This window comes from Brucella sp. MAB-22 (genome assembly GCF_025908475.1).
Lineage (GTDB): Bacteria > Pseudomonadota > Alphaproteobacteria > Rhizobiales > Rhizobiaceae > Brucella > Brucella anthropi.
In genome coordinates this window covers 2,526,618-2,542,835 of sequence record NZ_CP109782.1, presented here as the reverse complement: position 1 = coordinate 2,542,835, position 16,218 = coordinate 2,526,618, and the positions used below count along the sequence as shown (strand labels likewise).

Below are 16,218 nucleotides of genomic sequence, written 5' to 3'. Positions count from 1 at the left end.
CGTTGTTGGAATTGGCAGCTTGCCAGTCGCTCCTTCACCGCTTCGCCGGGGATGGTTCGCGGCGGTAGGAGAGGGTGGTTTTGCCTTGATATTGACAAATTATCTTACGTTTACGTAAGAACCATTAATTCTAACCGATTGAAAACATTAGTCGCAAAATAATGAGTTGAGTTTATCGCCAAAGAGTCCTATCTCGCAGTTCCAACGCTTGAGCGTTTCCGGCGAGGATTCCGGATGGCTTGATGCGTCTCTGGATCAAAAGTGAGGAAAGAAACAATCATGGCACGCAACAAGATTGCCCTCATCGGCTCCGGCATGATCGGCGGCACGCTCGCCCATCTGGCTGGTCTGAAGGAACTCGGCGACGTCGTCCTTTTCGACATTGCGGAAGGCATCCCGCAGGGTAAGGGACTGGATATCGCCGAATCTTCTCCGGTTGACGGTTTTGATGCGAAATACACCGGCGCCAACGACTACGCAGCAATTGAAGGCGCAGACGTTGTCATCGTGACCGCAGGCGTGCCGCGCAAGCCGGGCATGAGCCGCGACGACCTTCTGGGCATCAACCTCAAGGTGATGGAACAGGTTGGCGCAGGTATCAAGAAATACGCCCCTGAAGCTTTCGTCATCTGCATCACCAACCCGCTGGACGCCATGGTCTGGGCGCTGCAGAAGTTCTCCGGTCTTCCGGCGCACAAGGTTGTCGGCATGGCTGGCGTTCTCGACAGCGCCCGCTTCCGTTATTTCCTCTCGGAAGAGTTCAACGTTTCGGTTGAAGACGTCACGGCATTCGTGCTGGGCGGCCACGGCGACAGCATGGTTCCGCTGGCCCGTTACTCGACCGTTGCCGGCATCCCGCTCCCTGATCTCGTCAAGATGGGCTGGACCAGCCAGGACAAGCTCGACAAGATCATCCAGCGCACCCGTGACGGCGGCGCGGAAATCGTCGGCCTGCTCAAGACCGGTTCGGCTTTCTACGCTCCGGCTGCATCGGCCATCCAGATGGCTGAATCCTACCTCAAGGACAAGAAGCGCGTCCTGCCGGTTGCTGCCCAGCTTACGGGCCAGTACGGCGTCAAGGACATGTATGTCGGCGTGCCGACCGTGATCGGTGCCAATGGCGTCGAGCGCATCATTGAAATTGATCTCGACAAGAACGAAAAGGCTGAATTCGACAAGTCGGTGGCTTCGGTCGCCGGTCTTTGCGAAGCCTGCATCGGCATCGCTCCGTCGCTGAAGTAAAATTCCAGACAAGGCCGGGTTGTCGCATTTGTGCGGCTCCGGCCTTTTCCGGCTGTCAATTATCGGTCGAAGATTCGGGCCGTACCGGCTCGCTGAATCGGTCGGGAATCCGTAGAGGACAACCAGATGAATATTCACGAATACCAGGCCAAGCGCCTGCTTCACACCTACGGCGCACCGATCGCCAATGGTGTGGCTGTCTATTCCGTCGAACAGGCGGAAGAATGGGCAAAGACGCTTCCCGGACCGCTTTATGTCGTCAAGAGCCAGATCCATGCTGGTGGACGCGGCAAGGGCAAGTTCAAGGAACTGCCAGCCGATGCAAAGGGCGGCGTGCGCCTCGCCAAGTCGGTTGAGGAAGTGGTTGCCAATGCGAAGGAAATGCTCGGCAACACGCTCGTCACCAAGCAGACCGGCCCTGCCGGCAAGCAGGTCAACCGTCTTTACATCGAAGACGGCGCCGACATCGATCGCGAGCTTTATCTCTCGATCCTGATCGACCGCACCGTTGGTCGTCCGGCTTTTGTCGTTTCGACCGAAGGCGGCATGGACATCGAAGCCGTTGCCGAAGAAACCCCTGAAAAGATCGTGACTGTCGCCATCGATCCGGCCAAGGGCGTAACGGACGAAGACGCCAGCAAGCTCGCCGACGCGCTGAAGCTTGAAGGTCAGGCTCGCGAAGACGGCGTCAAGCTGTTCCCGATCCTCTACAAGGCGTTCACCGAAAAGGACATGAGCCTTCTCGAGATCAACCCGCTGATCGTCATGACCGATGGCCGCGTGCGCGTTCTCGACGCCAAGGTATCGTTCGACGGCAATGCGCTGTTCCGTCATCCTGACATTCAGGAACTGCGCGATCTGTCGGAAGAAGACGAAAAAGAGATCGAAGCTTCCAAGTACGATCTCGCTTACGTCGCTCTCGACGGCAATATCGGCTGCATGGTCAACGGCGCAGGCCTTGCCATGGCGACGATGGACATCATCAAGCTCTACGGTGCCGAACCTGCCAACTTCCTCGACGTTGGTGGCGGCGCTTCCAAGGAGAAGGTGACGGCTGCGTTCAAGATCATCACCGCTGATCCGGCTGTCCAGGGCATTCTGGTCAACATCTTCGGTGGCATCATGAAGTGCGACGTCATTGCCGAAGGCGTGATCGCCGCGGTCAAGGAAGTCGGCCTCAAGGTTCCTCTGGTTGTCCGTCTCGAAGGCACCAATGTCGAACTCGGCAAGAAGATCATCAACGAGAGCGGCCTGAACGTCATTTCGGCCGACGATCTCGACGATGCGGCGCAGAAGATCGTCGCTGCAGTGAAGGGGAATTAAGGCATGTCCATTCTCGTCAACAAGGACACCAAGGTTCTCGTACAGGGCCTGACCGGCAAGACCGGCACCTTCCACACCGAACAGGCGCTTGCCTACTACGGCACGCAGATGGTCGGCGGTATCCACCCGAAGAAGGGTGGCGAAACCTGGGAAGGCCAGAAGGGCGAAAAGCTTCCGATCTTCGCAACCGTTGCCGAAGCCAAGGAACGCACAGGTGCAGACGCATCGGTGATCTACGTTCCGCCAGCAGGTGCTGCCGATGCGATCATCGAAGCCATCGAAGCTGAAATCCCGTTCATCGTCTGCATCACCGAAGGTATTCCGGTCATGGACATGGTTCGCGTCAAGGAGCGTCTGGAACGCTCGAAGTCGCGCCTGCTCGGACCGAACTGCCCGGGCATCCTGACCCCTGAAGAATGCAAGATCGGCATCATGCCGGGCAATATCTTCAAGAAGGGTTCGGTGGGTGTTGTTTCCCGTTCCGGCACGCTTACCTATGAAGCAGTGTTCCAGACCTCGAACGAAGGCCTCGGCCAGACCACCGCTGTCGGTATCGGCGGCGATCCGGTCAAGGGCACCGAGTTCATCGACGTGCTGGAAATGTTCCTGGCCGACGACGAAACCAAGTCGATCGTCATGATCGGTGAAATCGGCGGTTCGGCTGAAGAAGATGCGGCTCAGTTCCTCAAGGACGAAGCCAAGCGCGGTCGCAAGAAGCCGATGGTCGGCTTCATCGCTGGCCGTACGGCTCCTGCCGGACGCACCATGGGCCATGCTGGCGCCGTGATCTCCGGCGGCAAGGGCGGCGCGGAAGACAAGATTGCTGCCATGGAATCGGCCGGCATTCGCGTGTCGCCGTCGCCGGCGCAGCTCGGCAAGACGCTGGTCGAAGTCCTCAAGGGCTGAGATCGCGTATCGGTCTGAATATCCCGGCGGCGGCGAAAGCCGCTGCCGGGTTTAGCATAACAACGGGTCATGTGATCCGGATTAGAGGGACGGATATCCGTTCCGACGCGTAGAGTTTAGTCATGCCGGGGTCTGTAGCGGTTCCTCCCCGGCGGCGTGAGGGATGAAGTTTCGAACTTCCGGCCCGCGCAAGATGAGCCACTGACAAGGAGACGGAGCGCTGCTCCGGATAGGCTATGGCAAGGCAAGAACAAGCCAACGACGTTTTCGCCCTTACCTCATTCCTCTATGGCGGCAATGCCGACTATATCGAGGAGCTGTACGCCAAATATGAGGACGATCCGAATTCGGTCGATCCGCAGTGGCGCGATTTCTTCGCGAAGCTGGGCGACAATGCCGACGATGTGAAGAAAAACGCTGAAGGCGCGTCCTGGACCAGAAAGAACTGGCCGATTGCAGCCAATGGCGAACTGATTTCCGCGCTCGACGGCAACTGGGCTGAAGTCGAAAAGCATGTCACCGACAAGCTGAAAGGCAAGGCAGCAAAGGGCGAAGCGAAGGGTACGACCGGCGCAGCCCTTACCAGCGAAGAGATCACGCAGGCTGCACGCGACAGCGTTCGCGCCATCATGATGATCCGCGCCTACCGCATGCGTGGCCATCTGCACGCCAATCTCGATCCGCTCGGTCTCTCCGAAAAGCCGAACGACTATAATGAGCTGGAGCCGGAAAACTACGGTTTCACGCCTGCCGACTACAACCGCAAGATCTTCATCGACAACGTGCTCGGCCTCGAATATGCGACCGTGCCGGAAATGCTCGACATTCTGAAGCGTACCTACTGCGGCACGATCGGCGTCGAATTCATGCATATCTCCGATCCGGCTGAAAAAGCCTGGATTCAGGAACGTATCGAAGGTCCGGATAAAAAGGTTGCTTTCACGCCGGAAGGCAAGAAGGCCATCCTGTCGAAGCTGATCGAAGCGGAAGGTTTCGAGCAGTTCATCGACGTCAAGTACAAGGGCACCAAGCGTTTCGGCCTCGATGGCGGTGAATCGCTGATCCCGGCCCTTGAGCAGATCGTCAAGCGCGGCGGCGCCATGGGCGTCAAGGAAATCATCTTCGGCATGGCCCATCGTGGCCGTTTGAACGTGCTTAGCCAGGTCATGGGCAAACCGCACCGCGCCATCTTCCACGAGTTCAAGGGCGGCTCCTATGCGCCAGACGACGTGGAAGGCTCGGGCGACGTGAAGTACCATCTGGGCGCTTCGTCGGACCGTGAATTCGACGGCAACAAGGTCCACCTGTCGCTGACCGCCAACCCGTCGCACCTCGAAATCGTCAACCCGGTCGTGATGGGCAAGGCCCGTGCCAAGCAGGACCTGTTGGCTGGTCGCACCCGTGACGACATGGTTCCGCTTGCAACGCGCGCCAAGGTTTTGCCGCTGCTCCTGCATGGCGATGCTGCCTTTGCCGGTCAGGGTGTTGTGGCCGAGTGCCTCGGCCTTTCGGGCCTGAAGGGGCACCGCGTCGCCGGTACGCTGCATTTCATCATCAACAACCAGATCGGTTTCACCACCAATCCGGCCTTCTCGCGTTCGTCGCCTTATCCGTCGGATGTTGCGAAGATGATCGAGGCGCCGATCTTCCACGTCAATGGCGACGATCCGGAAGCCGTGGTGTTCGCTGCCAAGGTTGCGACCGAATTCCGGATGACCTTCCACAAGCCGGTGGTCATCGACATGTTCTGCTATCGCCGCTTCGGTCACAACGAAGGTGACGAACCGTCCTTCACCCAGCCGTTGATGTACAAGGCGATCCGTGCACACAAGACCACGGTTCAGCTCTACAGCGACAAGCTGATTGCTGAAGGCCTGATCAAGCAGGAAGAAATCGACCAGATGAAAGCGCAGTGGCGCGAAAATCTGGAAACCGAATTCGACGCCGGACAGAGCTACAAGCCGAACAAGGCCGACTGGCTGGACGGCGCGTGGGCTGGCCTGCGCACCGCCGACAATGCCGACGAACAGCGTCGCGGCAAGACCGCCGTACCGATGAAGACGCTCAAGGAAATCGGCAAGAAGCTGGTTGAAGTACCGAAGGACTTCCACGTCCATCGCACGATCCAGCGCTTCCTCGACAACCGTGCCAAGATGATGGAAACGGGCGAAGGGATCGATTGGGCGACGGCTGAATCGCTGGCATTCGGTTCGCTGGTTGCTGAAGGCAGCCCGATCCGCCTGTCCGGTCAGGACGTCGAACGCGGCACCTTCTCGCAGCGTCACACGGTTCTCTACGATCAGGAAACCCAGAACCGCTACATCCCGCTCAACAATATCCAGAAGGGTCAGGCGATCTACGAGGCCATCAACTCGATGCTCTCGGAAGAAGCAGTGCTGGGCTACGAATACGGCTATTCGCTGTCCGACCCGCGCGCTCTGGTTCTGTGGGAAGCCCAGTTCGGCGATTTCGCCAATGGTGCACAGGTCGTGTTCGACCAGTTCATCTCGTCGGGCGAACGCAAGTGGCTGCGCATGTCCGGTCTTGTCTGCCTTCTGCCGCACGGCTATGAAGGTCAGGGTCCGGAACACTCCTCGGCTCGTCTGGAACGCTGGTTGCAGATGTGTGCGGAAGACAACATGCAGGTGGCCAACGTTACGACGCCGGCTAACTACTTCCATATTCTGCGCCGCCAGATGAAGCGCGACTTCCGCAAGCCGCTCATCATGATGACGCCGAAGTCGCTGCTGCGTCACAAGCGTGCCGTTTCGACCCTCAACGAACTGTCGGGCGAATCGTCGTTCCACCGTCTGCTGTGGGACGATGCGCAGTACAACAAGGACGAAGGCATCAAGCTTCAGAAGGATGCAAAGATCCGTCGCGTCGTTCTCTGCTCGGGCAAGGTCTATTACGACCTTTACGAAGAGCGTGAAAAGCGCGGCATCGATGACGTCTACCTGCTGCGTGTCGAACAGCTTTATCCGTTCCCGGCCAAGGCACTCATCAATGAGCTGTCACGCTTCCGCCATGCGGAAATGGTCTGGTGTCAGGAAGAGCCGAAGAACATGGGCGCATGGTCGTTCATCGACCCGTATCTGGAATGGGTGCTGGCTCATATCGACGCCAAGCATCAGCGCGTGCGCTATGCAGGCCGTCCGGCGGCAGCATCGCCTGCAACGGGTCTGATGTCGAAGCATCTTGCGCAGCTCGCCGCTTTCCTTGAGGATGCGCTCGGTAACTGATCCGGGTTAGAGTTCTGGAGCAGTTTTTCGGAACTGCTCCAACCTGAATTGAACACAAAATCTAAAGTTTGAAGATCAACGGAAGAAGAAACCATGGCCACCGAAATTCGCGTTCCCACGCTTGGGGAGTCCGTTACTGAGGCAACCATCGGAAAATGGTTCAAGAAGGTCGGCGACGCCATCGCCATCGATGAACCGCTGGTGGAACTGGAAACCGACAAGGTGACAGTGGAAGTTCCGGCTGCTGCTGCTGGCGTATTGGCTGAAATCACGGCCAAGGAAGGCGACACTGTCGAGGTCAATGCGCTTCTCGGCCAGATTTCCACCGATGGCGCTGCCGCCGCTGCGGCTCCTGCTGCGAAGAAGGAAGAAGCCAAGCCTGCTGCCGCACCGGCAGCAGCACCTGTTGCTTCGGCTTCGTCGGGCCCGGTTATGCAGCCTGCTCCGGCGGCTTCCAAGCTGCTTGCTGAAAATAACCTCTCCGCCGATCAGGTGGACGGTTCCGGCAAGCGCGGTCAGGTGCTGAAGGGCGACGTGCTCGACGCTATCGCCAAGGGTGTTTCCGCTGCTCCGGCTCCGGCCGCACCGGCCGCTGCCCGTCCGGCATCGTCGGCTGACGACGCATCGCGCGAAGAACGCGTGAAGATGACCCGTCTGCGCCAGACCATCGCCAAGCGTCTGAAGGATGCGCAGAACACCGCCGCCATGCTGACGACCTATAACGAAGTCGACATGTCTGCGGTCATGGAACTGCGCACCAAGTACAAGGACGTCTTCGAGAAGAAGCATGGCGTGAAGCTCGGCTTCATGGGCTTCTTCACCAAGGCCGTGACCCATGCGCTGAAGGAAATCCCGGCTGTTAACGCCGAGATCGACGGCACGGACATCATTTACAAGAACTTCGCCCATGTCGGCATGGCCGTCGGCACGGACAAGGGCCTTGTGGTTCCGGTCATCCGTGACGCCGACCAGCTTTCGATTGCAGGCGTTGAAAAGGAACTGGGACGTCTTGCCAAGGCAGCACGCGACGGCACGCTTTCGGTTGCCGACATGCAGGGCGGCACGTTCACCATCACCAATGGTGGCGTGTACGGTTCGCTGATGTCCTCGCCGATTCTGAACGCTCCGCAGTCGGGTATCCTTGGCATGCACAAGATCCAGGAGCGTCCGGTTGTCGTCGGCGGTCAGATCGTGATCCGTCCGATGATGTATCTTGCCCTGTCCTACGATCACCGTATCGTGGACGGCAAGGAAGCCGTGACCTTCCTCGTGCGCGTCAAGGAAAGCCTGGAAGATCCGGAACGTCTGGTTCTCGATCTCTAAGGACGAACGATGGAGCCGGGCGTCTTCTCCGCATCTCCGTTTCTGCCGTTGGTCGGCTTGAGCGTTGTCCTGCTGGTGGTTCATATCCTCCTGCAGGGCTTTGCGGCGACGAAGGAACTCGGCTCTCGATGGAATGCCGGTCCGCGCGACGAGGGGTTGAAACCCTCCGGCAAATTTGCCGGGCGCGCGGAGCGGGCCTCTGCCAATTTCCGCGAGACCTATCCGGCTTTCATCGGTCTGGCGCTGGCGCTCGTGCTGAAAGGCGATCCGTCCGGATGGGGGATTGTCGGCGCGTGGCTCTGGTTTTTCGGTCGCATCGTCTATATCCCGCTTTATCTGGCGGGCATTCCCTATTTCCGTTCCTTCGTCTGGCTGATTAGTCTGGTGGGGCTCGGTATCATGCTTCTGGCTTTGGTTCTGTGATGACAGCCTGCGCGTGAAACACGCGCAATGAAGGAAATGCGATGCATCCCTATCTGTTCGAACTTGCATCCCTGATGGCGATTTTCGTCTTTGCCATCGTTTCCCCTGGCGCCGATCTTGCCATGGTCATCCGGCAATCGCTGCTGCATGGCCGCCGCGAGGCGATCATCACGAGCTTCGGCATCGGCGCCGCCTTGATGATGCATGTAACTTACACGGTTTTGGGCCTCGGGCTAATCATTTTCAAGTCGATCTATCTGTTCAATATCGTCAAATGGTGCGGTGTGGCCTATCTGGTCTATATAGGCGTCAAGGCGTTGCGCGCTGGAACGACAAAGATCGATGTAGAAATGGCACCGAAGGAACCGCGCAGGCAGCAGAGCTTCGCCAAGGCGTTCGGCCTCGGCTTTGCCGCCAATGCGCTCAATCCGAAAGCCGTGTTCTTTTTTCTGTCGATTTTCTCGACGGTCGTTCATGCCCATACACCGACCGAAGTGAAGCTTGGTTACGGTGTTGTGATGGCAACCGCCCTGATCTCCTGGTTCGTCGGCGTCAGCCTTTTCATGACGACGCCGAAGATGCGAGCGGCCTTCTCGCGCGCCTCGAAATGGATCGATCGGACCAGCGGCGTTGTCTTCATTGCGCTGGGACTTAAACTTGCCACCGAAAAGGCTATGTAAGCATTATCTTCGGATACCGAAGATTCGCTGCCGGAAACACTCAACCGGAACATTCAGGGAGAACCGACAGATGCACGCTGCAAACAAGCTTTTCAGGACCGCCGCCGTTTCGGTGCTTGCGCTCACCGTGTTCTCAACAGCGGTTCAGGCGGCCTGCACCCAGAATCGGGCGATTTATCGCGATCGCGACGATGCCTATACGCTGACCTTCCGTCCGGAGCAGCCGAACGACCTGAAAATGTCACCGGCACCGACGAATGAATTCACCATCACGGCCAATGACAAGCCCGAGTTCAAGCTGAGCGGCATGGTGATCTGGCCGGAAGAAGGTGTGGCGCGTCCCTATGCGTTGCTGACCTTCAACTGCAAGGGCGATGGTTCCAATCCGGAAGATCTCGACGATTGCAGTATCTGGCAGAGCGTCATCTATGCGTTGAAGGAAGGCGCGGAAGCCGATGTCCTGCCCAAGGCGGAAGAACCGGCGGCGCAGGCAATCCTGCTGCCTGATCTGGTGACGGCGCTTGATGGTTATGATTTTGGAGCGGCGAAACCCGAAAAGCCGCTTCAGTGGGAAGCATTCCGTTTTCAGGGATGCTCACCAGACGAGGAATGATCGGTAGCCCGAAGGCACCGATTGTATGTGAATAATTTCGAATGAAGGAACGGACCCGGATGGACGGGGCGTTCGAAAAACGTTCAGGACAGACTGAAGAAGGATAGTTCAATGTCATACGATGTGGTTGTCATCGGTACAGGCCCCGGCGGTTATGTCGCCGCGATCAAGGCTGCACAGCTTGGTCTTTCCGTTGCTGTTGTGGAGAAGCGCAAGACCTTCGGTGGCACCTGCCTGAATATCGGCTGCATTCCCTCCAAGGCGCTTCTGCATGCGTCGGAAGTTTTTGCTGAGGCCGGTCACTCCTTCGACACGCTCGGCGTGGAAGTGACGCCGAAGCTCAATCTGGGAAAGATGCTGGCGCACAAGGACACGACCGTAAAGGCCAATGTCACGGGCGTTGAATTCCTGTTCAAGAAGAACAAGATCACGGCCTTCATCGGCACTGGCAAGATCGTTGGCAAGGGCAAGGTTTCCGTGACCGCCGAAGACGGCAAGGTCGAGGAAATCGAAGCAAAGAACATCATCATTGCCACCGGTTCCGATGTTGCGGGCATTCCGGGCGTCAAGGTCGATATTGACGAGAAGGTCATCGTTTCCTCGACTGGCGCGCTTTCCTTCGACAAGGTTCCGGGCAGCCTGATCGTTGTCGGCGGCGGTGTGATCGGTCTGGAACTTGGTTCCGTCTGGGCGCGTCTGGGTGCCAAGGTCACGGTCGTCGAATATCTCGACAAGGTGCTCGGGCCCATGGATGGCGAAGTGTCGAAGCAGTTCCAGCGCCTGCTCGAAAAGCAGGGTATTGCCTTCAAGCTTGGCGCCAAGGTTACGGGCGTCGAGAAAGCCGGTAAGGGCGCGAAGGTGACGTTCGAACCGGTGAAAGGTGGCTCGGCTGAAACGCTAGAAGCCGACACGGTCCTGATTGCGACCGGTCGTCGTCCTTATACGGACGGTCTCGGCCTTCAGGAAGCGGGCGTGAATGTCGATGATCGTGGCCGCGTTGCAATCGATGACCATTGGCGCACCAATGTCGAAGGCATCTATGCTATCGGCGACGTCGTTCAGGGACCGATGCTGGCGCACAAGGCTGAGGACGAAGGCATTGCCGTTGCCGAAATCATCGCCGGACAGGCTGGTCACGTGAATTTCGATGTCATTCCGAGCGTCGTCTACACGCAGCCGGAAGTCGCTTCGGTCGGCAAGACCGAAGAAGAACTGAAGGCCGCCGGTATCGACTACAAGGTTGGCAAGTTCCCGTTCACGGCCAATGGTCGTGCACGCGCCATGCAGCACACAGACGGCTTCGTGAAAATCCTCGCCGACAAGGCAACGGACCGCGTTCTGGGCGCTCATATCCTCGGCTATAATGCCGGTGAAATGATCCACGAACTGGCTGTTCTGATGGAGTTTGGCGGCTCGTCGGAAGATCTGGCGCGCACCTGCCATGCCCACCCGACCATGTCGGAAGCCGTGCGCGAATCCGCATTGGCGACCTTCGCCAAGCCGATCCATATGTAATTGGCTGCAACCATATGATTATAAAAAGGCCCGCTGATGCGGGCCTTTTTGATGCTTAATTCTGCGCTGGCGGGTTAGCCGGAGCTGGAGCCGGTGTGGCAGGCTCACTCTGTGTCGTCGGCGGCGGGGGAGGTGGAGCCGCAGTATCCGTTCCACTGCCATTCCGGTAGAAGAAGTAAGCGAGGATAATGATCGCTGCCAGAAGCACCGTACCAAGCAGATAGCCACTTCCGCCGCGCGGGGGCGGAGGTGGCGGCATTCCGGAAGGGTCTGACAGGCGCGGATCGGAAGTTGTGCGCGGGTCGCTATTTCGTGGATCAAGGGGATCAACCATAACGGGCTCCTCCAATCGTCCCTTTCGTCATCGAAGCGACGTTTGGGAAATGACGGTTGGCCGGGCATTTGCGGTCATACATGAGCCAATCTGTGCTCCGACCGCCTCAAATGTGTGTTGACATGCGTTGCGATAACAAACCCGGTGTATATCAATGCGAGAAAGAGCGCTTAGTTCCAAGAAATCTAATATAAGAAGAGCTATGAATTACTAGCTATACAATGCAATTCGGCGAGGATTCTATTAACCCAAGCGAAACTGCACATTGATATGTATATTCAATCACGGAAGCGATCCGGTAATAGGGGCTATGGTCGATCAACTGGCCATCTTGGCTTTATCACTGTAAGTCATTGATGAGGTCGGGTCGTTGAGAGCGATCGTAAACCACGCCGAAATTTGAGGAATGACATAATGCCGTCGAAAGAGAACCTGAAAACCATTGAGCGCTTCGAAAAGCTCTCTTCGCTTCTGCGCGATGAACAGTTCAAGCTTCTCGACGAAGCGGCACGGGAAGAGGCGCTTCCGGGAAAATCGATACTGAGACAGATTGCCGAACTCGAGCTCAATATAACGGCCATTGAAAACAGCATCACCGATCTGAAAGCCGACTAGCAATATTCTAGCTTAGAGGTTTTATAGTGGGCTCACCCGATAGCCTTTTGCGCGTAACAGTTCAATTATTCCGTCCTTGCCCGGCAGATGCAGGGCGCCGACGGCAATAAAGGCATTTCCCTTGTCGATGATCGGAACGGCACGATCCGCCATGACCTGATTACGGTCGGAAATGAGATATTTTAGAAATATTTCATAGTCTGCTTCGGAAAGGCTGTCGGGAACGATCTTTCGGAGCGACGGCATGATCATGCCAATCTCGCCCTTGAGGTAGAGCGCGGTCGTGGTCTCCATGGCATCCTCGACCTTGTCGCCATAGTCGACGGTAGCCACCAGATTGCGGAGATGGAAGTCGAGCGGCATCCGGTTCATCGCGACCAGTTGTTCTGCTGCACTTTCCAGGCCCAAAACATTGCGGCCCTCGGCCTGTGCGTCGAGAGCCAGCCGTTCATCAAGCGATCTCTCGCCATCGTTTTTGCGCTCCCTCTCGCATTTTGGAAGTGCGAGCAGGCTGGTCAGCACCCACGGCTTCATTTTTGCAACCGCGTCGAGAACGATACCGCGTTCTGCAAGCTTCTGTTCGATCTCCTCCCGCCGCTCGGGCGGAATATGCGACTTCAAGGTGCTGCCATCAGTGAAGAGCAGCAGGTCGGGCTGTTCGAGCTTGAGGCGCAGGAAAGCCTTCGGGTCCAGAATATCCGTCGTTTCGATGACGACAGTGCTTGCTGACCGATAGGCCTCGTCGGCGGCTTTCGGCAATGTCAAAACACGCGGATCGGAAAGATGGATCGTGCCGAAAAGATAGGACGGTTCGACGCCGTCTTTATCGATTTTCCAAAGAAGCCCTTTGCGATTGGGTACAGCATCGGCTTCGCGCTGTATTTCCTGCCAACTTGCCGGGTCTTTTGCCTCCAACCCGTCAATGAGATTGATGCCGTGCACGGCGCAAGCAGCAGGTGCATCGTCGGCGCGGGCCGAGACAGTGCCTGCCAGACAGGCATAGAGAAGAACGAGAAGCAGCTTTTTCATGAGAGTAATATAGGGGCGGTTTTTGCCGATGCCAGCGACTTCTCAAGCGCGCGGATGCGCCTTGTCATAGACTTCCAGCAGTCGCTCGGTATCCACGCCGGTATAGACCTGTGTGGTCGAGAGGCTTGCGTGGCCAAGCAGCTCCTGGATGGTCCTGAGATCACCGCCTCGCCCCAGAAGGTGGGTGGCGAAGGAATGGCGCAGCGCATGCGGCGTCGCGCTGTCGGGCAGGCCGAGACCAGCACGCAGTTTCTGCATTTCGCGCTGGATGATCGCAGCATGCAGCACACCACCCTTGGCGCCTCGAAAAAGCGGTTTGTCGGCGAAAAGGTCGAACGGACAAAGCGTTCGATACTGTGCAACGGCGCGATGCACGATGGGCAGAAGCGGGACGAGACGCGCTTTGTTGCCCTTGCCCGTAATGGTGATCGAACGGGCAGTGCTGTCGGACAGCGCATCACCCATCAGGCCGAGCGCTTCCGAAATGCGCAGGCCGCAACCGTAGAGCAAGGTCAGGACGGCTGCGTTGCGCGCGGCAATCCATGGCTCCTCCGCCATTTGCCCATCGGCTGCAACCACGCGCCGGGCGTCTTCGGCGGTCAATGGTTTCGGCAATGATTTCGGCTGGCGTGGCGCGCGCATGGCGCTTGCGCCTGCCGCATTGGCCAGGCCGCGTTTTTCCAGATGGCGTAAAAGCGAGCGCACGCCAGCAAGCCCGCGGCCCAGCGTGCGGGCACCGACGCCTTCATTGCGACGGCTGGCCAGAAACGAACGCAGGTCGGCGATCCGTAGATTGCCAACATCTTTCAGCGATGGCGGTTCGCCCAGATGCCCAGTCAGAAAATTGAGGAACTGACGTGTGTCGCGCTCATAGGCTTCGAGTGTGTTTTCCGACAGGCGGCGCGCATCCTTCAGCGTCTTCAACCATTCTTCACGCGCCGCTGCGAGGTCGGCGCGGGCAGGGATCAGAAATTCGCTGTTCGTTGTCATAATCAAGCCGGTCGTTCATTCTGGGTGGACGGACAGTTTGCCAGCGATAGGTTACCGGCTGGTTGTTCGCGGGACGAAAAGCACTATTCTTACGAATTGAGGTGAATTGCGCTGACGAAAGGGTTATTGAACGAAAAATAGTTCTATTCGAGCAGCAGAAACAAGGTTGGCAATGCCGCGTCCAGAAAACCCGATCCAGCTTGCCGTCATTGGTGCCGCCCATGGCACGCGTGGCGAAGTGAGAGTAAAGACCTTCACCGGCGATCCGCTGGCAATTGCCGAATACGGCCTGCTCTATGACGAACAGGGCAAGAGTTACGAGGTTCTGGAAGCTCGTCCAGCAAAGACGGTCGTGGTCGTGCGCTTCAAGGGCATCAATGACCGTAATGCCGCCGAAGCGCTGAACGGGACCGAACTTTTCATTGATCGTTCGCAGCTGCCGGACGACGAACTGGACGAAGACGAGTTCTTCCAGACCGACCTGATCGGCTTGCTGGCGGTGGATGCCGAAGGCAAGACCTATGGCGTGGTGAGCGCCCTGTTCGATTTCGGTGGCGGCGACCTCATCGAGCTCAGCGAAAAGGGCAAGCGCCCGATGCTTATTCCTTTCACGGAGGCAGCCGTACCGGAAATCGATCTGGATAAGGGCACTTTGCTGGTCGAGCCCTATGCCGCTGGACTGATCGCCGACGATGAGGATGAACGCCCGCAGAACGAAAAGAAAAAGCCGAAGAAGTCATGACCGACGTTTCAAGGGTCGATGATGAGCCCGGCTTCTTTCATGCATCGGTGCTGACGCTTTATCCGGAAATGTTTCCCGGCCCCCTTGGCACTTCGCTTGCAGGTAAGGCACTCAGCGAGGCCAAATGGCAGCTCGATGCGGTGCAGATTCGCGATTTTGCGGAAGGCAAGCACCGCATGGTCGATGACACGCCATCCGGTGGTGGCGCTGGCATGGTGATGAAGCCGGATGTGATCGCCCGCGCGCTGGATTCGGTTGCCGACGGTCGCCGTCCGACGCTGCTGATGAGCCCGCGCGGAAAGCCGCTGACGCAGAAGCGCGTGCGCGAACTGGCCGACGGACCGGGCGCGATCATTCTTTGTGGTCGTTTCGAGGGTGTGGACGAGCGCGTCATCGAGGCGCGCAATCTCGAGGAAGTATCGATCGGCGATTACATCCTGTCGGGTGGAGAAACCGCGGCAATCGTTTTGCTTGATGCAATCGTGCGGCTTTTGCCGGGCGTGATGGGCAACCGCGAATCCGGTGAGACGGAAAGTTTTGAAACCGGGCTGCTCGAACATCCGCATTATACCCGTCCGCAGGTTTGGGAAGATAGGCCCATTCCCGAAATCCTGACCTCCGGCAATCATGGCGCAATCGATAAATGGCGGCATGAGCAGGCCGAACGGATCACGAAGGAACGGCGTCCCGATCTTTGGGAAGCCTATAGCGAGGGCAAACGCAAATGAACCTGATCCAGCGGCTCGAAAGTCTTTCCCTCGCGCTGCTGGCGCTGGGAGCCTATTGGGTCAGCGGTGCAAGCTGGTGGCTTTTCGCCCTGCTCATTCTGGCGCCCGATCTGTCTTTCTTCGGCTATATGAAGGGGCCGCGCACCGGTGCTGTGGTCTATAATATCGCCCATAGCTGGATCGGCGTTGTGCTTCTCGCAGTTCTGGGCTGGGCGATGAACTGGCAGATCTGCATCGCTATGGCACTGATCTGGGCCGTGCATATCGGTGTTGACCGCGCGCTTGGCTTCGGTCTCAAATATGGAACCGGTTTCAAGGACACGCATCTGGGCCGTATCTGAGGCGATTTTCTTGTCCTGATATTGATTCATTGGCAGCAATGGTGTATTGCCGCGCGAGTTCGGGCTAGTACCGACATTGTAATATCTCGTTCGGGCAAAGCCCGAAACGTCCTAAACCAATAAATGGTGTACCGCTCCTGCCTGAAATTGAGGGCATAGCCGCAGGGCCAAG

Annotated in this window: 16 protein-coding genes; 13 read left to right on the top strand and 3 right to left on the bottom strand. The window is 57.8% G+C overall.

Translation table 11 applies throughout. The annotated features are described in order from the left end of the window. The first annotated feature begins 279 nt into the window (after nt 1-279). The 9 genes from mdh to lpdA all read left to right on the top strand — a co-directional run bounded on the left by mdh (nt 280) and on the right by lpdA (nt 11,267). A complete protein-coding gene (gene mdh, locus OHI65_RS21810; protein WP_010657595.1) occupies nt 280-1,242 on the top strand; it encodes a malate dehydrogenase in 963 nt (320 codons plus the stop codon). 126 nt (nt 1,243-1,368) lie between these two features. Continuing rightward, a complete protein-coding gene (gene sucC / locus OHI65_RS21805; protein WP_010657594.1) occupies nt 1,369-2,565 on the top strand; it encodes an ADP-forming succinate--CoA ligase subunit beta in 1,197 nt (398 codons plus the stop codon). Between the two features lie 3 nt (nt 2,566-2,568). Beyond that, a complete protein-coding gene (gene sucD, locus OHI65_RS21800) occupies nt 2,569-3,471 on the top strand; it encodes a succinate--CoA ligase subunit alpha (RefSeq protein ID WP_010657593.1) in 903 nt (300 codons plus the stop codon). 236 nt (nt 3,472-3,707) lie between these two features. After that, nucleotides 3,708-6,713 (top strand): 2-oxoglutarate dehydrogenase E1 component, encoded by a 3,006-nt coding sequence (locus tag OHI65_RS21795; RefSeq protein ID WP_125301613.1) that lies wholly within the window; start codon nt 3,708-3,710, stop codon nt 6,711-6,713. Nucleotides 6,714-6,806: 93 nt separating this feature from the next. Beyond that, a complete protein-coding gene (gene odhB / locus OHI65_RS21790; protein ID WP_125301614.1) occupies nt 6,807-8,036 on the top strand; it encodes a 2-oxoglutarate dehydrogenase complex dihydrolipoyllysine-residue succinyltransferase in 1,230 nt (409 codons plus the stop codon). A gap of 9 nt (nt 8,037-8,045) precedes the next feature. Then, entirely contained in the window at nt 8,046-8,459 is a 414-nt protein-coding gene (locus OHI65_RS21785) for an MAPEG family protein (protein ID WP_012091131.1), read from the top strand. A gap of 41 nt (nt 8,460-8,500) precedes the next feature. Next, a complete protein-coding gene (locus tag OHI65_RS21780; RefSeq protein ID WP_125301616.1) occupies nt 8,501-9,139 on the top strand; it encodes a LysE family translocator in 639 nt (212 codons plus the stop codon). Nucleotides 9,140-9,209: 70 nt separating this feature from the next. Further along, the gene (locus OHI65_RS21775; protein WP_012091133.1) at nt 9,210-9,752 is read left to right on the top strand and encodes a hypothetical protein; all 543 of its coding nucleotides are present in this window, start codon (nt 9,210-9,212) and stop codon (nt 9,750-9,752) included. 111 nt (nt 9,753-9,863) lie between these two features. Next, nucleotides 9,864-11,267 carry a dihydrolipoyl dehydrogenase gene (lpdA, locus tag OHI65_RS21770; RefSeq protein ID WP_125301618.1) on the top strand — a complete coding sequence of 468 codons (1,404 nt, stop codon included), beginning with the start codon at nt 9,864-9,866 and terminating at the stop codon, nt 11,265-11,267. A 55-nt stretch (nt 11,268-11,322) separates the two neighbouring features. Here lpdA and OHI65_RS21765 read toward each other — a convergent pair whose 3' ends face one another. Continuing rightward, nucleotides 11,323-11,601: a hypothetical protein gene (locus OHI65_RS21765; RefSeq protein ID WP_125301620.1), complete on the bottom strand. Its 279-nt coding sequence runs from the start codon at nt 11,599-11,601 to the stop codon at nt 11,323-11,325. A gap of 414 nt (nt 11,602-12,015) precedes the next feature. Between OHI65_RS21765 and OHI65_RS21760 the strand changes: the two genes are divergently transcribed. Beyond that, complete coding sequence (locus tag OHI65_RS21760; RefSeq protein ID WP_010657585.1) at nt 12,016-12,216, top strand: hypothetical protein; 201 nt, start codon at nt 12,016-12,018, stop codon at nt 12,214-12,216. Between the two features lie 21 nt (nt 12,217-12,237). Here OHI65_RS21760 and OHI65_RS21755 read toward each other — a convergent pair whose 3' ends face one another. Then, on the bottom strand, nt 12,238-13,245 hold the full coding sequence (locus OHI65_RS21755) for a TraB/GumN family protein (protein WP_094514480.1): 1,008 nt from the start codon (nt 13,243-13,245) through the stop codon (nt 12,238-12,240). Between the two features lie 42 nt (nt 13,246-13,287). Then, nucleotides 13,288-14,235 (bottom strand): tyrosine recombinase XerC, encoded by a 948-nt coding sequence (locus OHI65_RS21750; protein ID WP_125301622.1) that lies wholly within the window; start codon nt 14,233-14,235, stop codon nt 13,288-13,290. A 172-nt stretch (nt 14,236-14,407) separates the two neighbouring features. Here OHI65_RS21750 and rimM point away from each other — a divergent pair, with 172 nt between their 5' ends. Genes rimM through OHI65_RS21735 form a run of 3 tightly spaced genes read left to right on the top strand, consistent with a single transcriptional unit; the run spans nt 14,408 to nt 16,046 of the window. Further along, the gene (gene rimM / locus OHI65_RS21745) at nt 14,408-14,977 is read left to right on the top strand and encodes a ribosome maturation factor RimM (protein WP_010657582.1); all 570 of its coding nucleotides are present in this window, start codon (nt 14,408-14,410) and stop codon (nt 14,975-14,977) included. Continuing rightward, nucleotides 14,974-15,705 carry a tRNA (guanosine(37)-N1)-methyltransferase TrmD gene (trmD, locus tag OHI65_RS21740; RefSeq protein WP_029929674.1) on the top strand — a complete coding sequence of 244 codons (732 nt, stop codon included), beginning with the start codon at nt 14,974-14,976 and terminating at the stop codon, nt 15,703-15,705. Before rimM ends, trmD begins: the two co-directional genes overlap by 4 nt. Further along, on the top strand, nt 15,702-16,046 hold the full coding sequence (locus OHI65_RS21735) for a DUF4260 domain-containing protein (RefSeq protein WP_012091140.1): 345 nt from the start codon (nt 15,702-15,704) through the stop codon (nt 16,044-16,046). The genes trmD and OHI65_RS21735 overlap by 4 nt, the downstream gene beginning before the upstream one ends. The last annotated feature ends 172 nt before the right edge of the window (nt 16,047-16,218 follow it).